The sequence below is a fragment of the Anaerosporobacter sp. genome (assembly GCF_965301125.1).
This window is the reverse complement of record NZ_CBDLAM010000028.1, coordinates 1-23,611: the sequence shown is the minus strand read 5'-3', so window position 1 is coordinate 23,611 and position 23,611 is coordinate 1. Positions and strand designations below refer to the sequence as shown.

Genomic DNA, 23,611 nt, shown 5'->3' with positions numbered 1-23,611 from the left:
GTTATTTGTGGATATGGTGAAGAAAATAATTATGTAGAAGGTTCAGGTGGAGATTTTTCATATTATGAATTGGGTACTCCATTATTTTTAGTAGATGGAACCATAAATCCAGAGATAGAATTAGATGAAATTAGACAGTATATCTGGTATATGGAAACGCACGGGGCAGAAATGAATGGAAAAGATGATGAACCATTTTACCTTGGTTCAAATAATGACACAGCGTACTATTTTGTATATGATGGAGAGAAAACTACTCTTCTTGACTATGATTTTTTGGCAACCATTACAGTAAAACAACAATCATATGTGATATATGCAGATTCATGTACGTTATCAGATAGTGATTTACAGAAATGGAATATTACATTTAAAAAAATACCAAGAGATATAAAAAAATTATAATTATGGAAGGACAAGCGTATGGAACTCAAAAATTATCAGAGACAAGTTATAAATGATTTGAAGAGATTTTTAAATTTACTTGTGGATTGTCAGAATATTAAAAATGCATATACAACACTTTGGGAGGAAAAGGGGTTATCTGTAGGAATGGATGGTATGCCACCGTACAATTCAGAAATTTCTGGTGTACCCCAAGTGTGTTTCAAGGTACCAACTGGTGGTGGTAAGACTTTTTTAGCTGCTAATTCTATTAAACCAATTTTTGATTCTATGCCACATATTCATCCTAAAGCTGTGGTTTGGCTAGTCCCTTCAGATGCTATTTTGTCTCAGACATATAATACATTAATGGATAAAAATCACGATTACCGTAAAAAGATAGATGTAGACTTTGGAAATAAGGTTGAGGTGTATTCAAAGCAACAGTTGTTAAATGGTCAGAATTTTAATCCAGTATCAGTAAATGAAAATTTGTCTATTTTTGTTTTAAGCTATGATTCCTTTAGAACAAGTAAAAAAGAGGGAAGAAAAGCATATCAGGAGAATGGAAATCTAACAGCATTCACCAAATTTAAAGAAAATCCAGAAATATTGTTAGATGATACAGATGAAACAGCATTAATACAGGTCATTCGTATGTTAAATCCGGTTGTGATTGTGGATGAAAGTCATCACGCTACTTCAAATTTGAGTAAGGAAATGTTGCAGAACTTTAATCCATCATTTGTATTGGATTTAACGGCAACTCCTAAGAGTGGAAGTAATATTATTTCTTTTGTTGATGCAAGACAATTAAAAGCAGAAAACATGGTCAAATTGCCAGTTATTGTTTATAACAGAAAATCTCAGGAAGATGTATTCTTATCCGCAATTTCTTTGAGAAAGAAGTTGGAGTTGGAAGCATTAAAGAATCAAAAGGATAGTCAGAGATATATTCGCCCCATTGTACTTTTTCAGGCGCAACCAAGAAATAATGATGACAGTACAACATATGATAAGATAAAAAGCACATTGATTGAAATTGGAATTCCAGAAGAACAGATTGCAATCAAAACTGGAGATAGGGATGAACTAAAAAATGTTAATATTAAAAGTCCGGAATGCCAGATACGTTATGTCATTACAGTAAATGCATTGAAGGAAGGTTGGGATTGCCCATTTGCATACATACTTGCCACAGTTGCAAATCGTTCTTCAACAGTGGATGTCGAGCAGATATTAGGAAGAATTCTACGATTGCCTGATGCAAAACAAAATGGTAGTGAGGTGTTAAATCTTTCATATGTTATTACGTCATCTGCAGCTTTTTATGCCACCTTAGATAAGGTTGTGGCTGGATTAAATGCGGCAGGTTTTACAGGTAAGGATTATAGAATAGATGACTATGTTGAAGAAACTTATAAAGAAGATGCAAAAGATGAAGGTGGCAAATCTCTACAGATAGAAATAGAGCAAGTTATAGTGAATGAACAACAGGAAGATGTTACAGATACAATTGACCTTCCTGCTTTAAAGGAACAGATTTCAGGCATTATGGAATCTGAGGATTTTGAGACAGCGGAAATGTCAGAAAATCCGGTATCTGCAATGCTAGAGCATGCTCAGGAACAAAGTACAATGTATTGGCAGGATATGGAGAAAAGGGAGGATAATTACATTCCTGCACCTGTGGAGGTGGTTGATAAAATGAAACATTATAAAATGAATCAATCATATGAAGCAGATGCTATGGAACTTGAATTACCACAATTTATGATAGAAACAGGCAGATCATTATTTACAGAACATGAATATAATACGTTGACAAAAGAGAATCTTTATTCTGGTTTTTCATTATTGGACAAGGATGTAGAAATTGATTTTGATAATATGGATGCAGAAATTGCAAAAATTGATATAGATGATAAGGATTCATTACCAAAGGCTTGGAAATTACAAGGTTTTGAAAACCAAAGTATAAAAGAGTGGTTTGATGATCAGCCTTCTGAGAGAAAGTTAAGACTTTGCAAAGATATGATTATCTCTAAGCTTTCAAAAAACAATGCGGTTAATGACCGGGAACTTGAAACATATGTGGATAGAGTAATCACTATCATGACAGAGGATCAACTTACAGATTTAGAACAATCCCCATATATGTATGTGCAGAAAATTAATAAAAAGGTTAATTCTTTACTTGATACGTACGCGAAACGGATTTTTCATGAATGGATTGAGCAGGACAAAATAATATGTATGCCATCATACAAATTACCAAAAGAAATATCGCCAGTAGCTACAATTGCTTCCATTCCGAAGTCTTTATATAGTGAAGAAGAAAAGTTTGATAATGAATATGAGAGAAAAGTTGTTATGGAATTATCTTCTTTAGGTAATGTCAGATGGTGGCACAGAAATATTTCAAAGAGAGGATTTGCCATCAATGGTGCTGTTAATGCATACCCTGATTTGATGGTACGATTGGAAAGCGGAAAAGTTTTGTTGGTTGAGACAAAGGGTGACCAGTTGGAAAATACAGAATCAAAGATGAAAGCTGAAACAGGTGCACAGTGGGCTTCTATGGCTGGAAGAATGTTTAGGTATTTTATGGTGTTTGAAACAAAGAATCCGGATTATAATGGTGCCTATTCATATGAAGAGTTCATGAAGATAGTGAAAGAACTGTAATGCTATAAAGGTAAAGCATGGAAGAATGGTGTTATGTTTTGGAAGATGAGCTTAAAGACATAGGGGATGCAACTATAAATTAAAATATTATGAAATTGAAGAAATTTGGTATATTATGATGGTGTTAGATGTGAAACATTTGTTTACTTTATGAGAAAGACAGGGATTATATAATGATTCTAAAATGCTATTATTACATATAAAATAAAATAATACACGGAAAACAGAAATAAAAAAACAAATGCATCTATAAAACAAGTTTGAATAAAGAAATCCTTGAAAAACTCGATTTAAACAATTGTTATAAATTTAAATAAATTTTAAAATTGGTAGTTATGAATACTATCTTTAATGGAAATGTGGCAATCTTAGCTACTCATTATTTAACTTTTAGGAGGTTATGATATGACAAAAGAACCAACAAGGAATCCAATTTTACTTGGAATCAAGAAAAGAAATGGGTATCTAAACGTGTAAAATATGTATTACAAAAAAATATTTTCATTTTGCTGTACTGTGATGCATAACTCTATCTTGTTTTGAAAAGATTAATACATGTTATCCTAACCATATCTTGACCAAATGATAGGATTTAGGTTAAACCAGACCTATCCAGTTTGACCAATCATACCAATGGAATATCAGTAAACAACTGCGCAATTAATTTGAGTAATATTTACGGAGATTATTGCAATGTCGCCATTTTGCCAGTAAGATTCTTTAAGAGTCAAAAAGAATCTATGTAATATACAGAATAAGAATCCAAAATGTAGTAGTTATTGTTAAATTTGAATGATAAACAGAAATCCTACAAGCTAGTAAAATAAAGTGTTGTAGGATTTTTTTGATGAATCATATAGTTGATGCAATTGATGGTACATTTTAATTATATTTGGATCATTTTTATTTGAATTTGTTAATGGTTTATATATTTTGTCTATGTTTTCAAGGCAAAGACATTTTTGCCTTAAATATGACGCCTTTATTTAAAATGCCGTCATTGAGCCGTCAATATGTTTTTAGACGTCATTAAGACTGTATAATGAAGATAGGTATAATGATGTAGTTAAGTGGATACCTATACATTTTATGAAATCTATATCAAAATGATGATTTTAGTAAGGATTAACCAGTATAAAAACTTTAAGTATCCATATCAGAACCTTGAAACATCAATTATTCATACAGAAATTTTAAAGTTTTAAACTGATATGAAACACACAGAATGAGTTAAAATTTCCTGACTTCAAATCTTCTAAACTAAATAACCAGGAGGATAGCATGTACGACGATCAGCTACTAAATCTACTTTACGAAGAAAGAATAAAAACAGCTTTAGAATCATCTTTAATCACAGACCTTACCTACCAGAATGCAGTCATAGAAGCCGACAATAAACTCGATAAATTACATAATCTAAATTTAAACGAAAATCAGAGATTAGCTATTGACGAAGCTATCTCAGAAAACAACTATATGGGAGCAGAATATGGCCGAGTAGCTTATCAGCAAGGATTTAAAGATGCTCTAAAACTTGTATCAGAATTATCAGAATTATTATGAATGTAATATAGTAAAATCATTCAAGAAAAAAATAAAGATAAAGTAGAATACTGTATTCCGCTTACATGAGGCTACTTGCACATAAGATTTGAAAGGGGATGAATGCTATAATGCAAAATATTCGAGATAATTACTCAGTACAGTTGATTTAAACTGTTAGCAGATTGTGCTGAGGCTATAATAAACATGCTAGCAGTCACAACTGTACTGATCCTAATGATGAAATTAAGATTAGAAAAGGAGTACAGTTATGTGCTATATGAAAGAAGTAGTAAAGAAGAATAGAATAATGGTTTTCGCTTATATTACAATAGGTATTATCAATGCATTTCTAGCCAACTATAAAGCGGATTATTTCCAATATATCATTGATGGATTTACAAGTGGCAATATGGTACTTGGTGGAATTATGTGTTATGGTTTAATCCTGATTATGAATTATTGTTTGAATTATGTAGATGAATATCCATGTAAGAAAATAGAATTTTGTATTTTCCTTGAGTTCAAACTTTAGGCCCTTCGTAAAATAAGCACAATTGATTATTTGGAATACCAGAAGATAGGTACAGGAAAGCTAGTTCAGAGAATTGAAAATGGTGCAGAAGCAGGAAAAAATGTGTTATATGATTTTTGGTTTTGTATCATTAGACAGTTGTTACCTACTATATGCTTTAGTATATATTTTATCTGGAAAATCAATAAAATTGTTACATATGTAGTACTAATAGGTTATGTAGTTATTTTCATAGTAACCAATATTCTATTAAAATCTTTATATCAAATAAAAGAGAAGATACTGAACAACGAAGAACAGTTGAATCATTTCCTTGTTAGAGGATTTATGGAGATGGTAGTATTCCGTATGGAGCGCCAATTTAACAATGAAATGATAAAAGCAAACAGAGCAAAAAGGGAAATTGTCATATCTAAGGTAAAGATGGATATGATACATGAAGCGTTCTTTACTATTTTTGCGCTGCTGGTAGCAATATTAGACATTGGTATTTTGGTATATGTTTGGAAGACAAGATCAATATCTATAGGTTCTATGGTGGCATTGATTTCTCTGATTGAAAATGCGTATACACCAATTGCTATTTTCAATGTCCTTTATGTGCAGTATAGATTAGATGAAGCATCTTACCGAAGATTCGAAGAATTTTTGGAAATGGAAGATGATAAGCAATTGGAAACAGGCAAAAGGATATCAAATATACAAGGGGATATTACGGTAAGGAATCTTTCCTTTGAATATGAAGGAAGATATTTGACAATCTTAGTCTGTCTATAAAGAAAGGTGAAAAGGTTGCCTTCGTTGGTGAGAGCGGTTCAGGAAAATAAACACATGTGAAATTGCTGTCTAGGTTGCTTAAATATACGAGAGGTAGTATTCAAATCGATGGGATTGAAATAAAGGAAATTTGTTTGAACAGCGTATATCGTCAAATGAGTTATTTGTCGCAAGATTCGCCAGTATTTGATGGAACAATTAGAGAGAATCTTATATATGAAAGAGAAATATCAGATGACAAACTCATAGAAGCATTACACAAAGTTCAATTATCAGCTCTAATCCAAAATACAGATAAAGGTTTAGATGCTGAAATAGGAGAGCGAGGCACAACTTTATCTGGAGGAGAGAAGCAAAGATTAGCACTGGCAAGATTGTGGTTTGAAGAAAAAGGAATTACCATACTTGATGAGGCTACATCAGCAATGGATAATTTAACGGAAGAGTCTGTTATCAACAATTTGGCAACAGCCAATCAGTAAGCCAATATAAGTAATATAAAAGATGTAATAATATAGCTCAAATCCCACTAAACTTAACGTAAAAGTGTTAAGTTTTCTGTGGGAAAAATTGAGTTTGAATAATAGACAGAACCCTGGAAAAGCTTATAAAATGGGCAATTCCGAGGTGTCTTTATGCCGTTTGGCTCTAAAATGGCTCTATTTTTTTGATGAATACTGGATTTGAGTAGCAGGGGCATGGCATTGGCCGTGTCCTTAAATTATGGTGGATAATTGGGAATAGAAATGGTATAATTAGAGAAAAAAATCCAAATTTGAGAGGAATAATCAGATGAGCTTGATAGATAGACTTTTCAAGAAGAAAAATATCAACACGTTGGAGGAAGACATTTTTTCAGCAGCAGAGTGGGTTGTAAGGGCATTAAATTCATCAGGATATAAAGTTGATTATAGTTTGGAAAGCATGAGAGAACTCGACAGATTTTTTGATGAGTAAAATTCTCCAAATGGAATACTTTCAAAAAACAGAGGGCAGATTCTATTTGGTTTAGGATCATATATAGGACAGACAATTATAAAAATACACGGTGGAAAGTGGATAACTAATGATAATGACCCTAAAGGAGAAATATATATTGCTGTTGAAACCGCAAATGGAGCAATGCTATGGCCTGCTATCAGATGTATGAAAAGATTAGAAAACGGGGCGGAAGATAGTATTTATGCATACCTATATTCATTAAAAAAGGAATAAGTTTTTAGCGCAGTGTATATTTACTGTTGGAGAATATCAAGAATAGCCACATACAGTAGTACGAAAAACATTCCCATGCCCAAGTCTTGCAATCCGTATCATTGGTGAAGTAACAGCAGAAAAAGTTCGTATCGGCTCTACTTTGGCTCTATTTGTGGGTGGAGTACTGGAATATCTTATACTAGGAGGAACTGGTTAGCATGAATCAGACATGCAAATTACTATTATTTGATTTAGACGGAACTCTATTACGGAGTGATAAATCCATATCTGAAAAGACTCTTTCAGTTTTAAATCAGTGTAGAGAAAAAGGAATATTGATCGGTGTCTCAACATCCAGAAGTGAACAGAATTCTATGACATTTTTGAATGAACTTATGCCTGACATTCTGATATCGAGTGGAGGTGCACTCGTGAAAGATGGAATAGATTACATTTATAAAGCAGAGTTTTCTGAATTTGAAACGAGAAATATGATTACTATGGCAATAACTGTCTGTGGAGAAGATTGTGAAATAACCATTGATACAACAAATGAACATTATTGGAATTATAAAATAGAACCCAAGAAACTTGACCAAAGTTGGGGAGATAGTATTTATACGGATTTTACTGATTTTTCAGAATGTGCATTGAAAATGTGTGTCGAGATTTTTGACGAAGAAAAAGCTAATATATTGGTTGAAAGGTTAGAGCAATGCGATTGTATTCGTTTTTCTGATGGGTATTGGTATAAATTTACCAAAAAGAATGTGACGAAAGAAAATGCGATTACGAGGATTACCGAAGTATATGGGTTTGGTACAGAATCTATCATTGCATTTGGTGACGATTTTGCGGACATAGGTATGTTGGAACTTTGTGGATTAGGTGTTGCAATGGGAAATGCAATCGATGAAGTGAAAAATAGAGCGGATATTGTAATTGGTTCAAATGATGAAGAGGGAATAGCATTTTTTATTGAGGAAAATCTACTTACCGGTATATTGTAATTCGCTAGTATACTGATTTTCAGATTCTTGCACCACATGATGCAAATGCTCCTATTTACAGAAAATCACTAAGCCAAAATAAATTGAGTTATTGAAATAAAAATACGGTATAAAATTGATGGAACTTAAACAAAATAGTTTAAGCCAAGAGGACATTTAGCCGAGTTTGACAAGTAAATAAAGAGCCGAGAACCAGAAAAACACTGGATTTCTCGGCTCTTTATTGATGTGTTTTTTGATCCAGTAATCGCAAATGCAATACTTGATCGAATATTACATCATGCTCATGTTTTTAATATAGCAGATAAGTCATATCGACTTAAGGATTATATTAAGCAAGATGATGAGTAACAAAGCTGCACATAATTATGTTATCAATAGTATCTATTTTATGTTGACATTTATATGTGATTACTTATAGAATTAATACAGGAGTATACACTTAGTTTCTTTTGTTGGTGATTTAGGTGGCAGTTCCTTTTGGTTCAGTTACTTTTATTATCAAAAGAGTATTGCCATTTGGGCGTTTGAGGGAATTAGGTGCGACAAGTTGTTTGGATAGTATTTAATGCATCACTAAACTTTTTCAGATTATTAACTATAAGAAGGAGTTTACGCCAATTCGACTTGGGCTCCTTCTTATTTATTATTCTAATTCTAATAATAATAACAATTATTGTTAGAATAATTATATTCATGGTTAAAGATAGCCTACTAAAAGCAATAGAACAAATTAGATAGAGCACTTTTGGTTTACATGTTTGTAATAACTAAAGGTTTCTATATAAACAGGTAGTGGATTTAGACATTGCCAGAATAGATAAGGAGTAAAACGTATGATAAAGATGAGAGTAATTGCTACTGCATTGACATGCTCTGTTGTGTTACAAACAACAGGTCTTCCAAATACATATGCAGCGAGTTGGTTAAACGTAAACCAAGGAAGGACATTGGTTTCAAATAGCACCAATACCAATGCAACAAACCTAAAATTAGGCTCATTAGAAGTAGAACTGGAATTACTGTTACCAGTTAACTACACGAATGTAACAGACATTACAGGAGTATTAGCGAGTGCCGATGGTACAAGTTATGAGTTGGAATTTCTGTATGATGCTTCCAGTAACAAAGTAATTGGTACAGCGAAAGACTGTAATGCAGGTGAATACACATTAACCGTTACTGGTACTGGTTATGAAACTTTTACACAGAAAGTAACTATTGAAGCACAAAGCATTTCAAAACTATATTTAAAGAATAGCCATGAGCTTGATGGCTTATACACAAAGGGCTCAGCAAGACCTGGTGTTATTAGTTACGGTGATGTAACAGGTGATCATAAAGTAACAGAAGAGGATATGACTGCTATTCTTGATGCAATCACTGAGGGTTCTACAGATTCTGTGTATGACTTAAATAAAGATGGATTAGTAGATATCTTAGACGCAAGTTACATTTCTTATAATAAGGGACAGGAGAGTATTGAGAGTACGCAATCTGTTGTGTTGTCTCCGGATAGTATCGCTAATATTGAAACAACGGCATCTGTCATTGGTAAGGTTAGTGATATTTTTACGGGTGAGGCTCCAGTTCAGCTAGCACCAGAGAATGATAAAGAGATTAGCGAAGATAACCCAGTTAAGCTTTCATTCGATGTGGATTCACAAGGTGCATTGACAGAAGCAATCACTATTGCAGCACCTACAGAGAAAGATAATGCAATTACAGAAGGTATTATCACTGTATTTGACGAGAGTGGTCAAAAATACCAAGCAATCATTGGAAACGCTGCTCGTACCACGAGAAATAGTTCATCTGCAATTCAAGCAATAGCAACAATTGCCGAAGATGGTTCTATTACAATTAATTTGAATCAGCAGATTGCAATTAAGAAAGTTTCCATCACAGTAACAGCTACAAATAGCAGAAATCTTGTGGAAATTGCTAAGGTAGAATTCTTAAACGATATGGAAAGTAAAATTCCAGAACCAGAGATGAGCAAACCAACGATTACTTCTCATGTTGGAGGGAACAAAGAGTTCACCATTAGCTGGACAAAAGAGAGTAATATCACAGGATACGAGGTTGAGGTTTCAGCAGATGGAACTACAGAAGTTCTTAAAGCTGGTACAAACAGAATTACTGTAAAACAATTCAATGGTAGTAAGATTAAGAATGGTACAGAATTCGTTATACGAGTTCGTGCCATCAATGGTAATTGGAAAGGTGCATACAGTGATAGTGTCATAGTAATCCCTAAAGCTACTGGTATTCCAGACGCTCCAGAAAATATAAAAATCGAAGGTGACTATAAGCTGTTAAATATTTCGTGGAAATCCATGGATGATACGGATAGTTATAATCTTTATTATCGAGAGAGTGGTTCATCAAAGGATTACACGGAGATAACTGGAATCACTAAAAACTCTTATCAGTTAACTGGATTAAAGATTAACACTTCTTATGATGTCTATCTTCAAGGTGTAAACGAGATTGGTGTTAGTAAGAGATCCGCTGATTCGATTGGTACAACAACAGCATTAGAACATGCTAAGACTAGTAACTTTAAGTTAATTAACGTACCAGAGGAGGACGGTAAGACAGCACATATTAAATCCGTTCAGTATCCTTCTGGAACAACTGACAGTGAATTTGCAGTTGTAGATAATGATTATGCTACTGATTGGGTTCTAAATCACTGGAATTCTGGTGGGTACAGTGGTAGCCAGAATGGACCGATTGTAACACTTGATGATTACTACACAATGGATCGTATTATTTTAGTGGAGAGTACGGAACAGACATACGATTACTTTTACAGCAAACTACAGTACTGGGATGAAAATGGCAAAGCCCATACACTTCCTTGGATGCATAGCGTAAAAAGAGATTCTGAAGGAAAAAGATATTACGAATTCGTATTGAATGAGCCAATTACAACGAATAAAGTACAAATCAGTTTTGCTAACTATCTTGCCTATGGTGATGGCATGATTTCAATTGCTGAAATTAAATTCTATGAATACGATCCATTAGAGGGAGATATTTATAGTCTCTTTGAAGATGATACTCACGTTAGTTTACATGACTGGGTAACAATAGATCATATTACTGAGTTAGAAGAACGTCTTAATGTGGTGGATGAAGTAAGTGGCGAATATCATTATAAGAAAGATATTTTAACAATTGAATTAGAGAATGCAAAATCCCTATTAAGTGAGCAAGCGTTAAGAGCTGCTTACACAGTAGATACTACAATTTCTAAAAAGAATGATACTCATTTAGGTTTCCAAAGTGGATTATCTGCATTGCAACCATTAGGCATTACAGCCCATCAAGGGGAAGAATTGATTATCTATGTTGGAAAAGAAGGTGCTAATGTTGGTGCCAGTACAAGTGTTAAGTTGGTGGCAACTCAGTATCATGCAGAATATGGTACATGGTATAAGGAAGTTGTATCTGACCTTAAGGTTGGTAGAAATGAAGTACTAATTCCTAAAATTAGTTCCATGGCAGTAGAGCATGGCGGAGCTTTATATGTAGAGTACACGGATAATAACACTTCTTCAGAAATTAGTATCCGAGTGAATGGTGGTACAGATTATCCAGTACTTGATCTATCTCGTATTGAATCAGAAGATAAAAAGAAAGAAGCAATTCGTTCTTATGTAACATCATTGACTGATTTTGTGGCAGGACTTGAGGATATGCATAACCAAAATCATAAGAACAATCCAGATACAAATTGTGATTATGATTATGATAATAAGAACTGTATCTACAATGTGACGGATATTGTTCTTGATAAGATGATGTATTCTGTCTCTGCAGAGCAGGTACTAAACGGTATCATTAGTAAGGCAGGTAATGCTTTAGATGCTCAAGTTGAAACAGTGTATGATTCATTAGCAGCAATGGATCAGATGATGGAACTATTCTATCAGCACAAGGGATTGGTAGAGTATCCAACAGATACAGATGCTTACAATGAATTTGTAAAATTATATGGTACAGCAAATAAGATGCCAACAACAAGACAAAATATTCGTTATCAGAGAATGTTTGCAGGTGCATTTATGTATGCAGGCGGACTTCATATTGGTATTGAATGGGATAGCATTCCTGGCTTAATGAGTGGCGAACCAATAACTACTACAGATGGTAAATACGAAGCAGGACAATTCTTTGGTTGGGGTATTGCCCATGAGGTTGGTCATATTATCGATCAAAATGAGTATGAAGTTACAGAAGTAACAAACAATTATTTCTCTGTGTTAGCACAAGCAACAGAATCAAATGACGCAGTTCGCTTTAACTATCAAGATGTATATGACAAAGTAACTTCTGGTACCGTTGGTTCTAGTGATAATGTATTTACTAATCTAGGATTATACTGGCAGTTACATTTAGCTTATGATAATGGTTACAACTATAAAGTATACGATAGCTATGAGGAGCAGTTAGAAAATCTAATCATGGCTCGTATAGATGCATATGCAAGAAATACTTCATTAGCCCCTGCATTTGCAGATGGTAAAGTATTTACATTGAGTGGCGCAAATAAGGACAATGCTTTTATGCGATTAGCTTGTGCAGCTACAGAAAAAGATTTGTTAGACTTCTTCATTGCTTGGGGTATGGTTCCAGACGAAACAACCATTGAGTATGCAAGTCAGTTTGAAAAAGAAACTAGAAAAATTCAATATGTGAATGACGAAGCAAGACTTTATCGAATCGAGAACGTTGCTCAAGCAGATACCATTGCAGATACAACAAGTGCTGCAGAGGTTACGGCAACTCTTTCTAATGAGCAGAATTCAAACCAAGTAACATTAAACTTTGGCGTTACTGGAATGGAAGAAAATAGCTTGTTAGGTTATGAGATTCTACGTAATGGTAAAGTAATTGGATTTGTTGAAGGTTCTCAGACTGAATTTGTAGATACAGTAACATTCAATAATAAAGTAGCAACTTACTCTGTTGTTGCATACGACAAGTTTTTGAATCCTACGAAAGAGTGTGTACTAGATTCCATTAAAATCAAACATGATGGAAGCATCAGTAAAGATGCATTTAGCATCTCTACTAATATGGTTTCTGAACAGGATGAACATGAGCAAGATGATGTTTGTGGAGTACATCCAATTCAAGCGATTACACAAGCAATCAATAATGATTACAACGATGTGTATGTTGGTTCTGTAACTAGCGGTAATGCTGAGATTGTACTGAACCTTGGTGAAGTAGCTAATATTACTGGTATCAAGTATACAAAAGGCGGAGACAATGCAATACAGAATTATGAAATTCAAGTGAGTTTAGACGGAGAAAGCTGGACTTCTGTAAAGACAGGTGTATTTGATGGCGATACAACTCAAGAAACTGTGTACTTTACAAATTCCGAATCTGCATTTGGTGCACGTATTGATTTACAGGAAGCGTCTTATGTGAAATTGATTGCAACAGGACAGTCTACAGTAAGTATTAGTGAATTAGATGTTATTGGTGAGCCAGATGATAATGTGGAATTGATTGAAAGTGGTATTGGCAAATTAGCAAAAGAGTTCACTGTTGACGAAGCAAATGGTACTACAATTCCTGCTGGTTCTGTAGTATTCACTGGTGAGTATTCTGGGCATCCAGCGTTTAATGTCGTATTACTAGTGGATGCTGACACAGATCAAGTAATTGCGGGTGACCAGTATATCTTTGCACAAGACCCAGAAGATGCAGAGCTTGGTAATGTGAGTAGTGGAACTTGGTTGTATGTAATAGAACCAGACGAAGAAGGTAATTTACCAGAGTTACCAAAGAATGTGAAAGCAGAGTTATACCGTGTAGACGATGCAATTCAATTAACAGGACAAAGATTTGTAAGTGATACATTAAGTGTAAAAGTTCCAGAAGTTTTACAGGATATCACATTAGACAATTAAGGAGACAGTTAGATATGTTTAATAGAAAGACGGTCGCAGCGGTAATACTGTCAAGCATAATGGCTGTTACGGCTGGGACAATAGCAACAAATCAGTTTGTATTTGCAAATGAAACCGCAGCGGAGACTTTAGTGGGAATTGCCGATTCACAGCAAGAAGACACTTCTTTGTTGGTGGAGCAGATTGCTGATAAACAAGCGAAACTATGTTTAGAGTTCAATGAAGAATACACGAATAGTATTACTTCATTGGATTTGCGTATACAATTAGATTCGAGCGTAGTTAAAGGTGTTACGATGGCGCATGCTGGTGTGTCTGCAGAATTTAGATACACTTATGATGCTAAGACTGGCGTCTTACGAGTTATTCTTGTTGGTAGTGAAGACTTAATTGAGAATAACAAGATAGAGTTAGGTACTATTGTATTGGCTATTGAAGAGACAACGAATGGTACTACAACTATTAGACTAGATGCCTTACAGACAGTGGATTTATTTCACAATAGCAATAGTCTTACAGTAAACCGTACAGAGTACTCTGTTGAGTACGCTGCTACTAGTGTGCCGGAAGAGAAGCCAAGTACTCCTGTGACTCCAAGTACTCCGAGTGCTCCAGAGGAGCCAACTGTACCAGAGGTAATTAAAGTATCTTCAGTCACATTGAATAGCACAAGTAAAACTTTGAGTGTAGGTAATAAGTTTCAATTAAAGGCTACAGTAGCCCCATCAAACGCTACAAACAAGAGTATTAAATGGGTTAGTAGTAACACATCTGTTGCAAAAGTATCTAGCACCGGTAAAGTTACAGCCGTTGGAAAAGGAACAGCAACAATTACAGCAACTTCTACAGATGGAAGCAAGGTAAAAGCAACAGCTACAATAAAAGTGAAGAATGTAAAAGTTACAAGTGTGAAACTTTCTAAGTCATCATCTACTTTACTACCAAAAGAAACTATTCAGTTAACAGCTACTGTCAAACCATCTAATGCTACAAACAAGAATTTAGTATGGAAGAGTAGTAATACAAAGGTTGCTACAGTGACTAAGAGTGGTAAGGTGAAAGCAAAGTCTGTAGGCACTACAAAGATTACAGCTACAACAGCCGACGGTTCTAAGATTGTTGCGAGTTGTAAGATTACAGTGTCTAAATTGAAACTGAACGCTTCAAAGACTACTATTAGTGTTGGTAAAACATTTACGATCGTACCGAAAGTATACGGGAAGAATAAGACAGTAACCTATTCATCAAGCAATACAAAAGTAGCAACGGTTACAAAGAACGGTAAAATAAAAGCGAAAAAGAAAGGTACAGCAGTTATTACTGTGAAAGCAAACGGTGTGACTAAGAAGGTGACAGTAACAGTGAAAAAGTAACCTTCTTGAGTTGGTTTTGTGTAATAACAATATAGTGTAGTGTGTGAATAGAGTACCCCCAGTGAGTTCTACTGGCGGTACTCTATTTGTTTTACACATACAGTGATTAAAGTTAAATAATTAAAATAAGAAAACATAAAATAAGAATACATAAATCAAGGCTTCCGAGAGTTTTTCGGAAGCCTTTTTACCTCTTCATTTAACAGAGATATCTGATTGGAAGTAGAGAGGGATTTGGTGAACCTTTATATAATTTTATGAATGAACATAATCTTGGTTGGATTGCGTGTTGGTAAGGCCTTTTTTTCGTTTTGAGATGATATCAGGGATAATTATATTATTTATGGTTGATATTTACATATCTTGGTGTTACAATACACTTAGCAATACTAAGTATATGGCGAGGTGAGGAAACTGAATGATAAATATGAAAGTCAAATGAAAAAAGGCGTTTTGGATATGTTAGTTTTAAAACTATTAGAAACGGAAGAAAAATACGGATACCAGATTATTAGCGAATTGAAAGAAAAAAGTAATGGGAGATTTGCGTTAAAAGAAGGAACACTTTATCCAATTTTATATCGACTGGAAGATGACAAAATGGTGGAAAGTAAATGGAGCGAAGCAGTCGGGAAAAAGGTGCCAAGAAAATATTATATAATTACTGATGAAGGACGCAGTGCATTGCAAGAGATTGTAAGGCTATGGGATGGAATCAGCGATAGCGTCGATATGATTATGGAGGGGAATTGATGAATAAGAAATATATACGTCAAATTATGAAGAAACTAACATGTTCCAAAGCTAAAAGAAAAGAAATAGAAAAACAAATAACTTCAGAATTCATGGCTGAGATTGAGAATGGTGAAACGTCAGAGGCTGTTATGCAAAGGATGGGAGCACCAGCTGAAATTGCGGAAGAGTTTAATAGTAGTTTCTCGGGAGAGGAAAAGAAAAGATATAAAAAAGAGAAGTTGATTAAGAGACTGATGATTATAATTGCAATCGTTGTGATTGTGGGAGCAGCAGTCTACTGGATATTGCCAAAGTCATATGCGATAGGAGACAGTAAGAGATTTCAAAAAAAGGAAGTTCAGGCACAAGCTGAAAAAGTACTCGACCTATTTAATGCAGAAGATTATCTTGCATTACAAGAATGCAGTACGGGTGCAGTAAAAGATTTAATGAACAAAGAAGAATTGGATGAGGCAAAAAGCTATTTTGGTTCCGATTGGGGGGAAGTTCAAACTAAAGGAAATGTCTATATTGAAGAGATTAATCAAAATGGAAAGCATTGGGCAGAAGTGCAGATGAATGTTTCTTATGATCATGCTAATGTTACATTCACGTTTTACTTTAATGAAGATTTAATGTTAGAAGGGTTGTGGCTGAAATAGTTGAACGGGAGAGATGCGACCATAGGAATTACATTTGGCTTTAGAGACTGCGTGGAATTCCAATGTTAGGTGAGCAAAATAAGGAGGTAGTAACATGGTAATTATATGGATTGTAGTGGCGATATGTGTAATTATGTCAGGAGTATTATTGTCTGGTCGAGGAGGATTTTTAATTGCAGGTTATAATACTTCTAGCGCAGAGGAAAAAGCAAAATATGATGAAAAGAAATTATGTCGTGTAATGGGGATTGGATTGTCTTTTATCACAATAATAGTGGTTGCAATCGCGGTGGTAATACAGGTACTTGGTGATAACATACCGATATGGATTATTATGTTCTTTATACTTGCAATTTTTGTAGACGTTGGAGCTATCTTGTATTTTTCAAATACAAAGTGCTATGCTACAAATGTAGAAGTGGGAGATAAGAGAAAAGAGACAAGTATTTGGTTGAAGGTGTCTATTGTGTTTACTATAGTAATCTGTTTGATTGTTGGGATAGTTTTTTCTACAGGAAATATAGTGATAGCGTATGGAGAAAATTCTTTCACAATTAAAGCAAGTTATTGGAGTGACAAGGAGATTGCTTATAGCGATGTGGAAAGTATAGAATATAGTAAGGATATAGAAGGTGGTTCACGCACAAATGGATTTGGAGGACCGAGATTACAGATGGGAAGTTTTAAAAACAGTAAATTTGGAAAGTACACACGCTATACATATACCAGATGTGATGAATGTGTAGTTCTTACTGTAAAAGAGAAAAAGGTTGTCATCAGTGGGGAGAATAAAAAAAGTACTCAGGCAATATATGAAGAACTATTGCAAAGATGTGAGAAATAGTGTTTAAATAGAAATAGAAGGTTACCTTTCAGATATGGGCATTTTTTATTTCCAGAGGGAGGCCTCATTTAGAGAAAAACAGGAAAGGTAATGAATATAGGTAAATTTATCAATAATAAGGTTGACTACGACACAATGTCGTCCTTTACAATTAGTGAAGAAAGGAGAGGAGATATTGGAAATCATGACAGTAAGTGAAGTATCTAAGGCATTTCATGTATCTACTAGAATGCTACGATATTATGAGAAAGTCGGGTTATTAGTAAGTAGTCGAAAAGAAGATTATGCATATAGAGTATATGATAAAATCGCTATTAGAAGATTACAACAGATTGTTATATTACGTAAGTTACGCATTCCATTGAGACAAATAGCAATCATTCTTGATGACCAAGAACAATTTGAGTCATTAAAGATTTTACAAGAAAATATATCAGAAATTAACGGAGAAATAAATGCTCTTAGTACAATTCGAAATATATTAAATACCTTTATAATGCGTCTGGATCATAGTATACAAAATAAAGTGCACTTAGATATACTTGAAGAACAAGAATTAAATGAGATTGCTAATGCTCTTATCCTTCCAAAACTTAATTTAAAGGAGGAGCATTCAATGACAGAATTGAATAATGCGAATGGAATACTTGAAAGTAAGATGGATATTAGGATTGTATATCTTCCACCATCTACAGTTGTAGCAAGCCATTACATTGGTGACAACCCAGAAGAGGTTGCAGGGAGAGAGTTAGCAGAATTTATTAAAAAAGTTAATTTGCCAGTTGAAAAACCAGATTTACGTGTATATGGTTTTAACAACCCTTCACCACAGGAGGGGCAAGATTCTTATGGATATGAATTTTGGGCAACTATTCCAGAAAATATAGAAATCCCAGAGAAATTGAAGAAAAAAGAATTTGCTGGAGGTTTATATGCCGCCCATTGTATTAAGATAGGAGATTTTCAAGAGTGGGGACCTTTTTTTGAGCAGATTAACAATAGTTAGGAATACGAAGTAGATTGGCGTGAACCGCATGGTATGGGAGGTTCTTTGGAAGAACATATTAATGCATTTTCATATTATACAGGTGAAATATCTGAGTTCATACAACTTGATCTACTTATTCCAATTAAGAGAAAGTCATAATGAAAGACGAGTACAGAAGTTGTGCGAGGAAAACCGAATGACGGAAGAACAAAAGATGGAAAGGAGTTAAACCATGAATAGCGTTTTGATAATAGATGATGATAAAGAACTTTGCACTCTAATGAAAAAATGTGTGGAGCAGGAAGCCTTGTCTGCCATCGTTGCTTATGGAGGTATGGAGGGACTGCGACTGGCTGACGAAAATAGGAACAGCCTTGTACTTGTAATTCTCGATGTAATGATGCCGGATTTGGACGGGTTCCAGGTACTGCAGAAAATCCGGGAAACCAGTAACGCCCCGGTGTTGATGCTCACAGCTAAAAGTGACGAGGAAGATAAAGTTACCGGGTTGCGGCTTGGTGCAGATGACTATTTGACAAAACCGTTCAGTATTAACGAGCTAATGGCCCGTGTCAATTCTCTCATTCGTCGTTATACTACTCTAAATCCTGTAAATGGAGCAGAGATAGAATGCATGACGTTGAAAGGTATGATTATTGATCGAGCAAATCATATTGTTTCCGTAAATGAAACTATGATTGAACTTACAGCTAAAGAGTTTAACCTCCTTTTCTTCTTGGCTAAAAACAAAGGCATAGTATTTACAAAAAAGCAAATATACACACAAGTTTGGGAAGAAGATTATGCCTTTGATGATAGCAATATCATGTCTTTTATCAGTAAATTGCGAAAAAAGATTGAGCCAGACCCGGAACACCCCTTCTATATCCAAACTGTTCGAGGTGTAGGGTATCGCTTCAACAAGGAGGCATGAACATGGATATAAATAGTTTTCTTCTTTTGGTGCTTGTCCTTGCGTTGCTGCTTGTTCTATACCTAGCTTTGAAACTGCGCCATGTTCGGGAACAGATTTCTCTTATCAAAGACGCTTTGGAAGATTTGAAAGGTGGTAATCTTAACCGTCGTATTTTGGCGCATAAAAATGACATGACAAGACAGATTTGTTATGACATCAACGAAATTGGAGTAAATAGTCAATCCCGTCTTATTCAGCAAAGACAAGCAGAGAAGGCATACAAACGCCTGATGACGGGCCTTTCCCATGATGTAAAGACACCTCTGGTATCGCTTGTAGGCTATTTGGAGGCAATCGAAAATGGTCTGGTAACGGGAGAGGAAAAAGATGAATACATTCATGTGGCTTCTGATAAAGCGCACAGACTGAAAGATTTCGTAACCGCCCTGTTTGAATGGGTAAAGCTGGACGCCAGAGAACAGGTTTTCCATTTTGAACTTTTCGATCTCAATGAATTATCACGCAGCATTATGGCAGAATGGGTTCCAATTTTAGAAAGTGCTGGTTTGGATTACGATATTGAAATACCCGAAACAGAGTGTTCCGTTCGGGTTGACCCAAACGCCTATACCCGAATTCTCAATAACCTGTTGGAAAATATTATAGTTCACAGCGAAGCCAAATATATGGCGTTACATATCATCGAGGATGTACAACAAGCAAAGATTACGGTAATAGATAACGGAAAAGGAATAGCGGCTAACGACCTACCCCATATCTTTGAGCGTATGTATCAATGCGATCACTCCCGCTCGGCAAAAGGAAACGGGCTTGGGCTGGCTATTGCGAAAGAACTTGTCAACGCACACAAAGGGACGATCATTGCGTCCAGCACTTCCGGCTCTGGAAGTACATTCACGATTGTATTGCCGAAAGCCCTGTGACAGCACAGGGCTTTTCGGCTATCAAAAACAAGGTTAGAACAAGATTTCGGCAAGGTTATGGCAAGGTTCCAGTTTTATAATAGACTACAAGGTGAAACTAAAATGATAAATATATTGGCAAACTCTAATTGTTAAGAAAGCGAGGAAACCTATATGAGCGATTATGTGATTGAAACAAGGCAACTGACAAAGATTTATGGAGATCAAACGGCGGTCAACGCAGTCAATCTTCATGTGAAAAAAGGTAGTGTTTACGGTCTGTTGGGGCGCAACGGAGCCGGAAAGACCACCATCATGAAAATGATCCTGGGTCTGACTTCCGTTACTTCCGGCGAGATAGATGTGTTCGGACAGAACGTGAAAGGGCGGGAAAAGAAAGTGTTTCCGCGTATTGGCGCAATCATTGAAACACCAGGATTTTATCCGAACCTGACAGGGACAGAAAATCTGGAGATTTTTTCAAAGCTACGTGGGACTGCCGAACCTAATGCTGTGAAAAATGCATTGGAAGTGGTTGGGCTGCCATATAAGGACAAAAAGCTGTTCAGTAAGTATTCTCTTGGAATGAAGCAGAGGCTTGGCATTGCCAATGCCATCTTGCATGACCCGGAGCTTTTGATTTTGGACGAGCCGACCAACGGGCTTGACCCCATCGGTATTGCCGAGATGCGAAAATTCATCAAAGATTTAAGTGTGGAACAAGGAAAAACGGTCTTGATTTCCAGCCACATTCTTTCTGAAATTGCAATGTTGGTTGACGACATAGGCATTGTCGACCACGGCGCTCTTTTAGAAGAAAGCAGCATGAAGGAATTGGAAAAGAAGAACAGCAAGTATATTCTGTTACAGGTTTCCGATGTTTTCAAAGCATCCTTGATCTTGGAACGCCAGTTCCAGCTAAAAGATTATTCTGTACAGGACGATCAGACGCTTCGGCTTTATGATACCTCTCTGGATATGGGAGCCGTCAACAAGGCTCTTATGATGCAGAATATTGCTGTTATCAGTTCTCAGCTCTGCAATGACACTCTGGAGGATTATTTCAAGAAAATCACAGGGGGTGAGGGCATTGCTTAAACTGATTCAGATTGAATTTTTGAAACTCCATCGTAAGAAACTGATCTGGTTTATGTTATTGATGGCTCTTGTTATGCCGTTTTTCGCCCTGCTGTATTTTAAGTATTTTGGAAAGACAGGCGTTGACCCGGTATTGTTTTATAAATGGTCTGCATTCGGATATACACCTTTTATCATTTTGCCATTTGTTTTGGGGATGCTTTGCACCATACTGATGCACACAGAAAACCAGAACGATATGCTTAAACAACTTTGGATTGTGCCTGTCAACAAAATGGAATATTTTTTTAGTAAATTTTTTGTAGTGATGATTTATTCTGTTTGTTTCATGCTGATTACGGCCATTGCGTCCGTTCTGTTCAGCGTACTTCCAGGATATGTTGTGTTTGATTGGGGCAGCGTTTTGTTTTTGTTGGAAAAGTGTTTGGAAATCGGCATTATTACTGCCTTTTCGATGTTACCGATTCTAGCCATAGCTGCATCACAAAAAGGATATGTTCTCCCGGTGTGTATCACCTTGATTTATACCTTTCTCGGTTTCTTTGTAATAACAGTAAATCCGTATCTGCACCCGCTATCCAGTATGTCGGTTATCATTGCTGGTAATGGAGATCTTTCGTACATTACATATACACAACGGATCAATATTCCATTGGCATTTCTTTGCATTTTGGGTTGGGACATTGTTGCAGTACTGCTTGCAAAGATTTCATTAAGAAGAAAGTGAGGTGAAAGTATGCAAAAACTTCTTTGGGCAGAGCGTCAAAAACTTCGTCGTTCAAATATCATTTGGATTGCAGTTTTTGCAGCAGTCTTGGTAGCAGTCATAGTATTTATCGGCGGCGAGAGTTTGGATTCCGGCGTTCAAAATATAGATGATGTGGGCTGGTATATGACTACGGTTCAGCCCTGGGCGACCTTTCTCGTTCTTCCCGCGGTAATATCCCTTTTGGGAAGCTATATGATTTGTCGTGAGGAGCAAGAGGACACGCTGAAAACTCTGCGGCTCATTCCTGTAAGTGAAGATAAATTGACCGCTGCGAAAATGATTATAACTTTCGCTTGTAGTGTTCTTATCTATTTGTTGATCTTTGCCATAACTTGTTTGACTGAACTTGTTTTACACTTTTCCGATTTATCGGTGATCTTGGTCTTAGATTTTCTGAAAATGTATGTTGTGGAGGGCGTCGGTGTATTCTTCGCGATTTCGCCCATCATTGCGTTAGTATCATACATGAAACAAAGCTACTGGCTTGCTTTAGTATTAGCTGAAATGTATTCATTTGCCGGGATATTTATGAGTATGTCAAACACGCTTAAAACTTTTTATCCTATCACGGCAGTATTTGGTATCGCTGGCTATTATGAAACTACTGTTGAAAATCGGATTGGAAGTGCTATAAGTCTGCTGTTATGCGGCTGTCTTTCAGCTTTTATCTTGAAGGGACTAAACCATACCAAGAAAGGAAGTGGAAATTCATGAGCAAAAAATTATATAGAGTTAGAGATGGGAAATGGATCGCTGGTGTTTGCGGCGGTATTGCAAAATACTTTAATATTGACCCGAAGTTTGTGCGATTGCTCTGCGCGGCGTTTATTCTCGCATTCGGAAGCGGGTTGTTGGTATATATCGTATTGGCAATTTTTATACCAAAAGTGCCAAAACGTTAAGCGGATACAATGGCCCATTTGAGGGAATGACCGAGAGAATAACGGATTGGGTGGACGAATTTACTATCAACCACAGAAATGACGTTATAGCAATTTTGCAGAGCAGATTAGGAGAGTAGTGTCCAGAAAAATCCGAAAAAAATATATTATGTATCTTGTAATATGCGAGATATATGTGTATACTAAATAAAGCAGATGTAATTATCTGGATAATTGTATATTCAATTATAATCAGTAACTTTACATGGCAAATATGAATGGAAGGAGGTTATGTTATGAGAAAAAATGAATTAAGCGAGGTATTGATCAGCTAATTTCATATTGTGATGTAT

Annotated in this window: 19 protein-coding genes and 2 pseudogenes; all 21 read left to right on the top strand. The window is 35.6% G+C overall.

The genetic code is table 11. The annotated features are described in order from the left end of the window. Window positions 1–405, top strand: a pseudogene (locus tag ACW2QF_RS04995) (site-specific DNA-methyltransferase); the annotation flags it as partial. Between the two features lie 18 nt (window positions 406–423). Continuing rightward, on the top strand, window positions 424–3,072 hold the full coding sequence (locus tag ACW2QF_RS04990; protein ID WP_455714895.1) for a DEAD/DEAH box helicase: 2,649 nt from the start codon (window positions 424–426) through the stop codon (window positions 3,070–3,072). Window positions 3,073–4,353: 1,281 nt separating this feature from the next. Continuing rightward, window positions 4,354–4,635, top strand: a complete 282-nt coding sequence (locus ACW2QF_RS04985) for a hypothetical protein (RefSeq protein ID WP_455714894.1) — start codon at window positions 4,354–4,356, stop codon at window positions 4,633–4,635. Between the two features lie 250 nt (window positions 4,636–4,885). Further along, window positions 4,886–5,149: a hypothetical protein gene (locus ACW2QF_RS04980; RefSeq protein WP_455714893.1), complete on the top strand. Its 264-nt coding sequence runs from the start codon at window positions 4,886–4,888 to the stop codon at window positions 5,147–5,149. Between the two features lie 30 nt (window positions 5,150–5,179). Continuing rightward, on the top strand, window positions 5,180–5,926 hold the full coding sequence (locus ACW2QF_RS04975) for a hypothetical protein (RefSeq protein ID WP_455714892.1): 747 nt from the start codon (window positions 5,180–5,182) through the stop codon (window positions 5,924–5,926). Beyond that, window positions 5,899–6,408 (top strand): annotated as a pseudogene (locus ACW2QF_RS04970) (ATP-binding cassette domain-containing protein). The gene ACW2QF_RS04975 and the pseudogene ACW2QF_RS04970 overlap by 28 nt, the downstream one beginning before the upstream one ends. 310 nt (window positions 6,409–6,718) lie before the next feature. After that, window positions 6,719–6,883 (top strand): hypothetical protein, encoded by a 165-nt coding sequence (locus ACW2QF_RS04965; protein ID WP_455714891.1) that lies wholly within the window; start codon window positions 6,719–6,721, stop codon window positions 6,881–6,883. 458 nt (window positions 6,884–7,341) lie between these two features. Continuing rightward, window positions 7,342–8,133 (top strand): Cof-type HAD-IIB family hydrolase, encoded by a 792-nt coding sequence (locus tag ACW2QF_RS04960; protein ID WP_455714890.1) that lies wholly within the window; start codon window positions 7,342–7,344, stop codon window positions 8,131–8,133. A gap of 228 nt (window positions 8,134–8,361) precedes the next feature. After that, a complete protein-coding gene (locus ACW2QF_RS04955) occupies window positions 8,362–8,484 on the top strand; it encodes an ATP-binding protein (RefSeq protein ID WP_455714889.1) in 123 nt (40 codons plus the stop codon). Window positions 8,485–8,969: 485 nt separating this feature from the next. Next, window positions 8,970–14,069 (top strand): fibronectin type III domain-containing protein, encoded by a 5,100-nt coding sequence (locus tag ACW2QF_RS04950; RefSeq protein WP_455714888.1) that lies wholly within the window; start codon window positions 8,970–8,972, stop codon window positions 14,067–14,069. A gap of 14 nt (window positions 14,070–14,083) precedes the next feature. Further along, window positions 14,084–15,442 carry an Ig-like domain-containing protein gene (locus ACW2QF_RS04945; RefSeq protein WP_455714887.1) on the top strand — a complete coding sequence of 453 codons (1,359 nt, stop codon included), beginning with the start codon at window positions 14,084–14,086 and terminating at the stop codon, window positions 15,440–15,442. A 459-nt stretch (window positions 15,443–15,901) separates the two neighbouring features. Then, window positions 15,902–16,195, top strand: coding sequence for a PadR family transcriptional regulator (locus ACW2QF_RS04940; protein ID WP_455714886.1), 294 nt, complete (start codon window positions 15,902–15,904; stop codon window positions 16,193–16,195). Next, on the top strand, window positions 16,195–16,839 hold the full coding sequence (locus ACW2QF_RS04935) for a DUF3887 domain-containing protein (protein WP_455714885.1): 645 nt from the start codon (window positions 16,195–16,197) through the stop codon (window positions 16,837–16,839). Before ACW2QF_RS04940 ends, ACW2QF_RS04935 begins: the two co-directional genes overlap by 1 nt. Window positions 16,840–16,933: 94 nt before the next feature. Continuing rightward, window positions 16,934–17,683 carry a DUF3784 domain-containing protein gene (locus tag ACW2QF_RS04930; RefSeq protein WP_455714884.1) on the top strand — a complete coding sequence of 250 codons (750 nt, stop codon included), beginning with the start codon at window positions 16,934–16,936 and terminating at the stop codon, window positions 17,681–17,683. Between the two features lie 184 nt (window positions 17,684–17,867). Next, window positions 17,868–18,689, top strand: coding sequence for an effector binding domain-containing protein (locus tag ACW2QF_RS04925; protein ID WP_455714883.1), 822 nt, complete (start codon window positions 17,868–17,870; stop codon window positions 18,687–18,689). Window positions 18,690–18,903: 214 nt separating this feature from the next. Then, window positions 18,904–19,605 (top strand): response regulator transcription factor, encoded by a 702-nt coding sequence (locus ACW2QF_RS04920; RefSeq protein WP_455714882.1) that lies wholly within the window; start codon window positions 18,904–18,906, stop codon window positions 19,603–19,605. Window positions 19,606–19,607: 2 nt separating this feature from the next. After that, complete coding sequence (locus ACW2QF_RS04915) at window positions 19,608–20,531, top strand: sensor histidine kinase (protein ID WP_455714881.1); 924 nt, start codon at window positions 19,608–19,610, stop codon at window positions 20,529–20,531. A 153-nt stretch (window positions 20,532–20,684) separates the two neighbouring features. After that, the gene (locus ACW2QF_RS04910; RefSeq protein WP_455714880.1) at window positions 20,685–21,608 is read left to right on the top strand and encodes an ABC transporter ATP-binding protein; all 924 of its coding nucleotides are present in this window, start codon (window positions 20,685–20,687) and stop codon (window positions 21,606–21,608) included. Continuing rightward, window positions 21,592–22,335: an ABC transporter permease gene (locus tag ACW2QF_RS04905; protein WP_455714879.1), complete on the top strand. Its 744-nt coding sequence runs from the start codon at window positions 21,592–21,594 to the stop codon at window positions 22,333–22,335. The genes ACW2QF_RS04910 and ACW2QF_RS04905 overlap by 17 nt, the downstream gene beginning before the upstream one ends. Before the next feature lie 9 nt (window positions 22,336–22,344). After that, on the top strand, window positions 22,345–23,091 hold the full coding sequence (locus tag ACW2QF_RS04900) for an ABC transporter permease (protein WP_455714878.1): 747 nt from the start codon (window positions 22,345–22,347) through the stop codon (window positions 23,089–23,091). Then, a complete protein-coding gene (locus ACW2QF_RS04895) occupies window positions 23,088–23,279 on the top strand; it encodes a PspC domain-containing protein (RefSeq protein ID WP_455714877.1) in 192 nt (63 codons plus the stop codon). The genes ACW2QF_RS04900 and ACW2QF_RS04895 overlap by 4 nt, the downstream gene beginning before the upstream one ends. Window positions 23,280–23,611 lie beyond the last annotated feature (332 nt).

What these genes read in the sequence shown, in the direction of transcription:
- ACW2QF_RS04935 (WP_455714885.1), top strand. Translation starts at nt 16,195, where the DNA reads ATGAATAAGAAATATATACGTCAAATTATGAAGAAACTAACATGTTCC.
- ACW2QF_RS04965 (WP_455714891.1), top strand. Translation starts at nt 6,719, where the DNA reads ATGAGCTTGATAGATAGACTTTTCAAGAAGAAAAATATCAACACGTTG.
- ACW2QF_RS04895 (WP_455714877.1), top strand. Translation starts at nt 23,088, where the DNA reads ATGAGCAAAAAATTATATAGAGTTAGAGATGGGAAATGGATCGCTGGT.
- ACW2QF_RS04925 (WP_455714883.1), top strand. Translation starts at nt 17,868, where the DNA reads ATGACAGTAAGTGAAGTATCTAAGGCATTTCATGTATCTACTAGAATG.
- ACW2QF_RS04945 (WP_455714887.1), top strand. Translation starts at nt 14,084, where the DNA reads ATGTTTAATAGAAAGACGGTCGCAGCGGTAATACTGTCAAGCATAATG.
- ACW2QF_RS04985 (WP_455714894.1), top strand. Translation starts at nt 4,354, where the DNA reads ATGTACGACGATCAGCTACTAAATCTACTTTACGAAGAAAGAATAAAA.
- ACW2QF_RS04940 (WP_455714886.1), top strand. Translation starts at nt 15,902, where the DNA reads ATGTTAGTTTTAAAACTATTAGAAACGGAAGAAAAATACGGATACCAG.
- ACW2QF_RS04915 (WP_455714881.1), top strand. Translation starts at nt 19,608, where the DNA reads ATGGATATAAATAGTTTTCTTCTTTTGGTGCTTGTCCTTGCGTTGCTG.
- ACW2QF_RS04950 (WP_455714888.1), top strand. Translation starts at nt 8,970, where the DNA reads ATGATAAAGATGAGAGTAATTGCTACTGCATTGACATGCTCTGTTGTG.
- ACW2QF_RS04960 (WP_455714890.1), top strand. Translation starts at nt 7,342, where the DNA reads ATGAATCAGACATGCAAATTACTATTATTTGATTTAGACGGAACTCTA.
- ACW2QF_RS04930 (WP_455714884.1), top strand. Translation starts at nt 16,934, where the DNA reads ATGGTAATTATATGGATTGTAGTGGCGATATGTGTAATTATGTCAGGA.
- ACW2QF_RS04990 (WP_455714895.1), top strand. Translation starts at nt 424, where the DNA reads ATGGAACTCAAAAATTATCAGAGACAAGTTATAAATGATTTGAAGAGA.
- ACW2QF_RS04920 (WP_455714882.1), top strand. Translation starts at nt 18,904, where the DNA reads ATGAATAGCGTTTTGATAATAGATGATGATAAAGAACTTTGCACTCTA.
- ACW2QF_RS04910 (WP_455714880.1), top strand. Translation starts at nt 20,685, where the DNA reads ATGAGCGATTATGTGATTGAAACAAGGCAACTGACAAAGATTTATGGA.
- ACW2QF_RS04900 (WP_455714878.1), top strand. Translation starts at nt 22,345, where the DNA reads ATGCAAAAACTTCTTTGGGCAGAGCGTCAAAAACTTCGTCGTTCAAAT.
- ACW2QF_RS04980 (WP_455714893.1), top strand. Translation starts at nt 4,886, where the DNA reads ATGTGCTATATGAAAGAAGTAGTAAAGAAGAATAGAATAATGGTTTTC.